This window comes from Daejeonella sp. (assembly GCF_044232565.1).
In the GTDB taxonomy this organism is placed as follows: Bacteria; Bacteroidota; Bacteroidia; order Sphingobacteriales; family Sphingobacteriaceae; genus Daejeonella.
Map to the genome: position 1 here is coordinate 1 of NZ_JBIILQ010000219.1, position 4571 is coordinate 4571.

Below are 4571 nucleotides of genomic sequence, written 5' to 3' on the forward strand. Positions count from 1 at the left end.
CGATTATTATGAATCTCACCCATTTAGTCATTTAAGTCAGAAAAGTATCGACTTAAAACAAGTTGTAAATACTAATAAAGCATTAGTTTATTTAGAGAAACATGGAAATAAACTTTTCATTGTCAGCATCATAGATAATTTGTTGAAAGGGGCCAGCGGACAAGCAGTGCAGAATATGAATTTGATGTTCGGGGTAGATGAAATGATGGGATTGAAATTAAAAGCTTCGGCTTTTTAAATAAATTAATTGGAAATAAAATTGATTTTTAATTCCTCTTTAAAATATAAAAATGAAACTATTTGATGTTTATCCTCTTAATCCTATAGAAATTGTAAAAGCGCAAGCTAGCACCGTTTGGGATTCTAATGGTGTTGAATACCTAGATTTATATGGTGGCCACGCCGTAATTTCTATAGGACATACACATCCACATTATGTTGGTCGAATTACCGAACAACTAAATAGAATTGCTTTTTACTCTAATTCTGTGATTATTCCCTTGCAGCAAGAATTGGCTGATAAGCTGGGTAAACTTTCTGGGAAGACAGATTTTCAACTGTTTTTATGCAATTCTGGGGCTGAAGCCAATGAAAATGCGCTAAAACTAGCTTCTTTCTATAATGATAGGAAAAAGGTGATTGCATTTAAGGGAGCCTTCCATGGGCGAACTTCATTAGCTGTTTCTGCGACTGATAATCCCAAAATTATTGCACCGGTTAACCAGACCGAAAACGTGATTTTTCTTCCATTGAATGATGAGCAGGTTTTGGAAAATGCCTTCAATGAATATGGAAATGAGATTTCATCGGTAATTATTGAGGGTATTCAAGGTGTTGGCGGTATTAAAGAGGCCTCAAAAAGTTTTCTGATAAAAATTAGAGCACTTTGTGATCAATATAATGCAGTTTATATCGCTGATTCAGTTCAATGTGGTTATGGTCGTACGGGTAATTTTTATGCGCATGATTACGCAGGTGTTGATGCAGATATTTATTCCATGGCCAAAGGAATGGGCAATGGTTTTCCGATAGGTGCAATTTGTATCTCTCCAAAATTCAAAGCTTGGCATGGTGAGCTTGGTACCACCTTTGGGGGAAATCACTTAGCGTGTGCTGCAGCTCTTGCGGTATTGGAAGTGATGGAAAAGGATAATCTCATGAAAAATGCGGAATCTATTGGTAATTATTTAATCGCTGAACTTAAGAAATTTGATCAAATTATTGAAGTACGAGGTAGAGGATTAATGATAGGTATAGATCTTCCTGAGCAATACAGCTACGTGAAGAAGAATTTGCTTTTTAAACATCATATTTTTACAGGAGAGGCTAAGCCGAACGTTATCAGGCTTTTACCCGCATTAAATATAACAAAAGCACATGCCGATCAATTTTTAGAGGCATTAAAAATCGAATTAAATTAGTAGATGCCTACAATTTGACATTTTAATATGAAATTATTTTCTTCAGTACACGATATATCTAACTTGAAAGAGTCTGTAAATCAGGCTTTAATGTTAAAGGCTGATCCTTTTGGGCATCAAAAATTGGGAAAGAATAAAACCTTAGGATTGGTTTTTCTGAACCCTAGTTTACGTACACGTTTAAGCACTCAAAAGGCAGCTTTAAACTTAGGAATGAACGTGATGGTGATGAATCTCGACAAGGAGGGATGGGCCTTAGAGACAGAGGATGGAGTAGTGATGAATGGTACTACCGTTGAGCATATCCGTGAAGCGGCAGCAGTAATGGGCGAATATTGTGACATACTAGGTTTTCGTTCCTTTCCTAAGCTTCAAAATAGGGATGAAGATTATAGCGAAGGCCTTTTCAATAAGTTTGTGAAGTTTAGTGGTGTGCCTGTTATTTCCTTGGAGAGTGCAACTTTGCATCCTTTGCAGAGTTTTGCAGATCTTATTACTATTGAAGAAAATAAAAAAATCGTCAAACCCAAAGTGGTTTTAACCTGGGCGCCGCATGTAAAAGCCTTGCCTCAAGCTGTTCCCAATTCTTTTTCGGAGTGGATGTGCAGAGCACAAGCTGAAGGAATGGTAGATTTTGTGATTACTCATCCTCAAGGACTAGAGTTGGCTGAAAAATTTACTCCAGGAGCAAAAATTGAATATAATCAAGATCTCGCTTTGCAAGGGGCAGATTTTGTGTATGCTAAAAATTGGTCGTCTTATACTGATTATGGCAAAACCGTTTCTGGCGCTGAATCTTGGATGATGACGCATAAAAAATTGGAACAAACCCATGAGGCTAAAGTGATGCATTGTTTACCTGTGCGTCGCGATTTTGAGCTTTCGGCAGAAGTTTTGGACGGCCCGCACTCGATAGTTATAAAAGAAGCAGCAAACCGTGTTTGGTCGGCACAGATGGTTTTGAAAAATATGCTTGAAGGATTAAAATGAGATCTTTAAAAGTTATAAAAATCGGTGGCAATGTGATTGATAATCCGGAGAAGCTTCAAAGCTTTTTGTCGGATTTCGCTGCCATTGAGGGCCCCAAGATTTTGATACATGGAGGCGGTAAAATTGCCACTAAATTATCTACCGAATTAGGTATTGAGGCGAAATTAATTGATGGACGCCGCATTACCGATGAGGATACATTAAGGGTTGTTACCATGGTTTATGGCGGATTAATCAATAAAAATATTGTTGCTTCGTTGCAAAAATACCAATGCAATGCTATCGGACTAACGGGTGCGGATGCAAATATCATTTGCGCTAAAAAACGTCCGGTAAAAAAGATTTTTTCCAAAGAAATGAATCAGGCAATTGATCTTGATTATGGTTTTGTTGGCGATCTTGATAAAAGTTCAGTAGACGCAGCATCTTTGTGCAAATTGCTTGAATCTGGATTTACTCCCGTATTTTCCGCAATAACGCATGATGGTAAGGGTCAACTTTTAAATACCAATGCAGATACAATTGCTTCTATTTTAGCAGCTTCTTTGGTTAAGCAATATGAAACATCACTTATTTATTGCTTCGAAAAGTCAGGTGTTTTGATGGATGTGAATGATGAAAGCTCTTTAATCGAATCAATAAATCCTAGTGTATATAGTGATTTAAAGAAGAATGGAATTATCAATGAGGGAATGATTCCTAAGCTCGATAATGCCTTTGAAGCGATTGAGAATGGGGTTAAGGAGGTTTTTATCGGGAAATCTGATGCGTTAACTGGCTTGAATCAAAATAATTTTGGAACACGTTTAACTATGTAATATGAGTAATATAAGGGGAATTGCAATTTTAGGAAGTGGTAACATTGGTTTATCGCTGGCAAAGGGTTTAGTAAAATCTGATTATTGTCTTCCCGGTAAAATTATATTAACGCGACGTAATTTACAGCATTTGGCAGTTCAACAACAGCAGGGTTTTAAGGTGACTGATGATAATTTTGCAGCAGTTGCTCAGTCATCAATCGTTATTCTTGCTGTTTTACCTCAGCAGCTTAATGCGCTTCTCGAAAAGATAGCGGCTGCAATTGATCCTCAAAAACATTTGGTAATTTCGGTAATCTCTGGGGTTAGCTGTTCAGATATTCGCTTTAAGCTTGGCAATAAGGTGCAGGTGGTACGGGCTATGCCAAATACCGCTATTGCTATCGGTGAATCTATGACCTGCATCGCTTCGGATAATTTGGATGAAAAAAATATTGCGGAGGTTAGCAAGATGTTTAACACCGTAGGTGAAGTTATTAAAATCAATGAGGAGCTAATGACTTCAGCTACAGCTCTTTGTGCATGTGGTGTAGCATTTTTTTTAAGATCGGTACGTGCGGCATCACAAGGCGGAGTAGAGATTGGTTTTCATGCGGAAGATGCACTTAGAATGGCGGCACAAACTGCTAAAGGTGCAGCCGCCTTACTCTTAGAATTAAACAGTCACCCAGAACAAGAAATTGATAAAGTTACATCCCCAAAAGGCTGTACAATTGCTGGATTAAATGAAATGGAACATCAGGGCTTCAGCTCGTCCATGATTAAAGGAATTAAATTATCGGCTCAAAAGGCCGGCGAATTATATAAAAAAGAATAACACAATGCATAATACCCTTTTTGATGATAGCTTAGATCTTCTCCAAAAATTAATTGTCATACCTTCCTTAAGTAAAGAGGAAGCGCTTACGGCTGATGTGATAGATGCATTTTTGCAAGAACGTGGTGTCATTACTCATCGTAAGGAGAATAATATTTGGGCATTCAACAAGTATTATAATGCCTCAAAGCCAACTATCTTATTAAATTCACATCATGATACAGTAAAACCAAATCCTGGCTATACTCGCAACCCTTTTTCTGCAGATCTAGAGGATGGAATGCTATTCGGATTAGGGAGTAATGATGCTGGTGGATGCCTTGTTTCATTGATTGCATGTTTTTTGCATTTTTATGAGCAGGATAATTTAAAATATAATCTTTGTCTCTCCGCAACTTCCGAAGAGGAGATTTCTGGTAAAAATGGTCTTGAACTGATTGTTCCTGAGCTCGGACTCCTAGAATTTGCCATTGTTGGAGAGCCCACATTGATGAATCTTGCTATTGCCGAGCGGGGTTTAATGGT

5 protein-coding genes and 1 pseudogene are annotated in these 4571 nt (G+C 37.7%); all 6 read left to right on the top strand.

The annotated features are described in order from the left end of the window. Nucleotides 1-238 (top strand): annotated as a pseudogene (locus ACILQF_RS10750) (N-acetyl-gamma-glutamyl-phosphate reductase); the annotation flags it as partial. A 52-nt stretch (nt 239-290) separates the two neighbouring features. Further along, complete coding sequence (locus tag ACILQF_RS10755) at nt 291-1421, top strand: aspartate aminotransferase family protein (RefSeq protein WP_395627409.1); 1131 nt, start codon at nt 291-293, stop codon at nt 1419-1421. Nucleotides 1422-1448: 27 nt separating this feature from the next. Then, complete coding sequence (locus ACILQF_RS10760; RefSeq protein ID WP_395627410.1) at nt 1449-2411, top strand: acetylornithine carbamoyltransferase; 963 nt, start codon at nt 1449-1451, stop codon at nt 2409-2411. After that, complete coding sequence (argB, locus tag ACILQF_RS10765; RefSeq protein ID WP_395627411.1) at nt 2408-3229, top strand: acetylglutamate kinase; 822 nt, start codon at nt 2408-2410, stop codon at nt 3227-3229. Before ACILQF_RS10760 ends, argB begins: the two co-directional genes overlap by 4 nt. Before the next feature lies 1 nt (nt 3230). Then, complete coding sequence (proC, locus tag ACILQF_RS10770; RefSeq protein WP_395627412.1) at nt 3231-4046, top strand: pyrroline-5-carboxylate reductase; 816 nt, start codon at nt 3231-3233, stop codon at nt 4044-4046. 4 nt (nt 4047-4050) lie between these two features. Then, nucleotides 4051-4571: M20/M25/M40 family metallo-hydrolase (locus tag ACILQF_RS10775; protein WP_395627413.1), on the top strand; the 521-nt coding region annotated here is incomplete at its 3' end.

What these genes read in the sequence shown, in the direction of transcription:
- ACILQF_RS10760 (WP_395627410.1), top strand. Translation starts at nt 1,449, where the DNA reads ATGAAATTATTTTCTTCAGTACACGATATATCTAACTTGAAAGAGTCT.
- ACILQF_RS10755 (WP_395627409.1), top strand. Translation starts at nt 291, where the DNA reads ATGAAACTATTTGATGTTTATCCTCTTAATCCTATAGAAATTGTAAAA.
- argB (WP_395627411.1), top strand. Translation starts at nt 2,408, where the DNA reads ATGAGATCTTTAAAAGTTATAAAAATCGGTGGCAATGTGATTGATAAT.
- proC (WP_395627412.1), top strand. Translation starts at nt 3,231, where the DNA reads ATGAGTAATATAAGGGGAATTGCAATTTTAGGAAGTGGTAACATTGGT.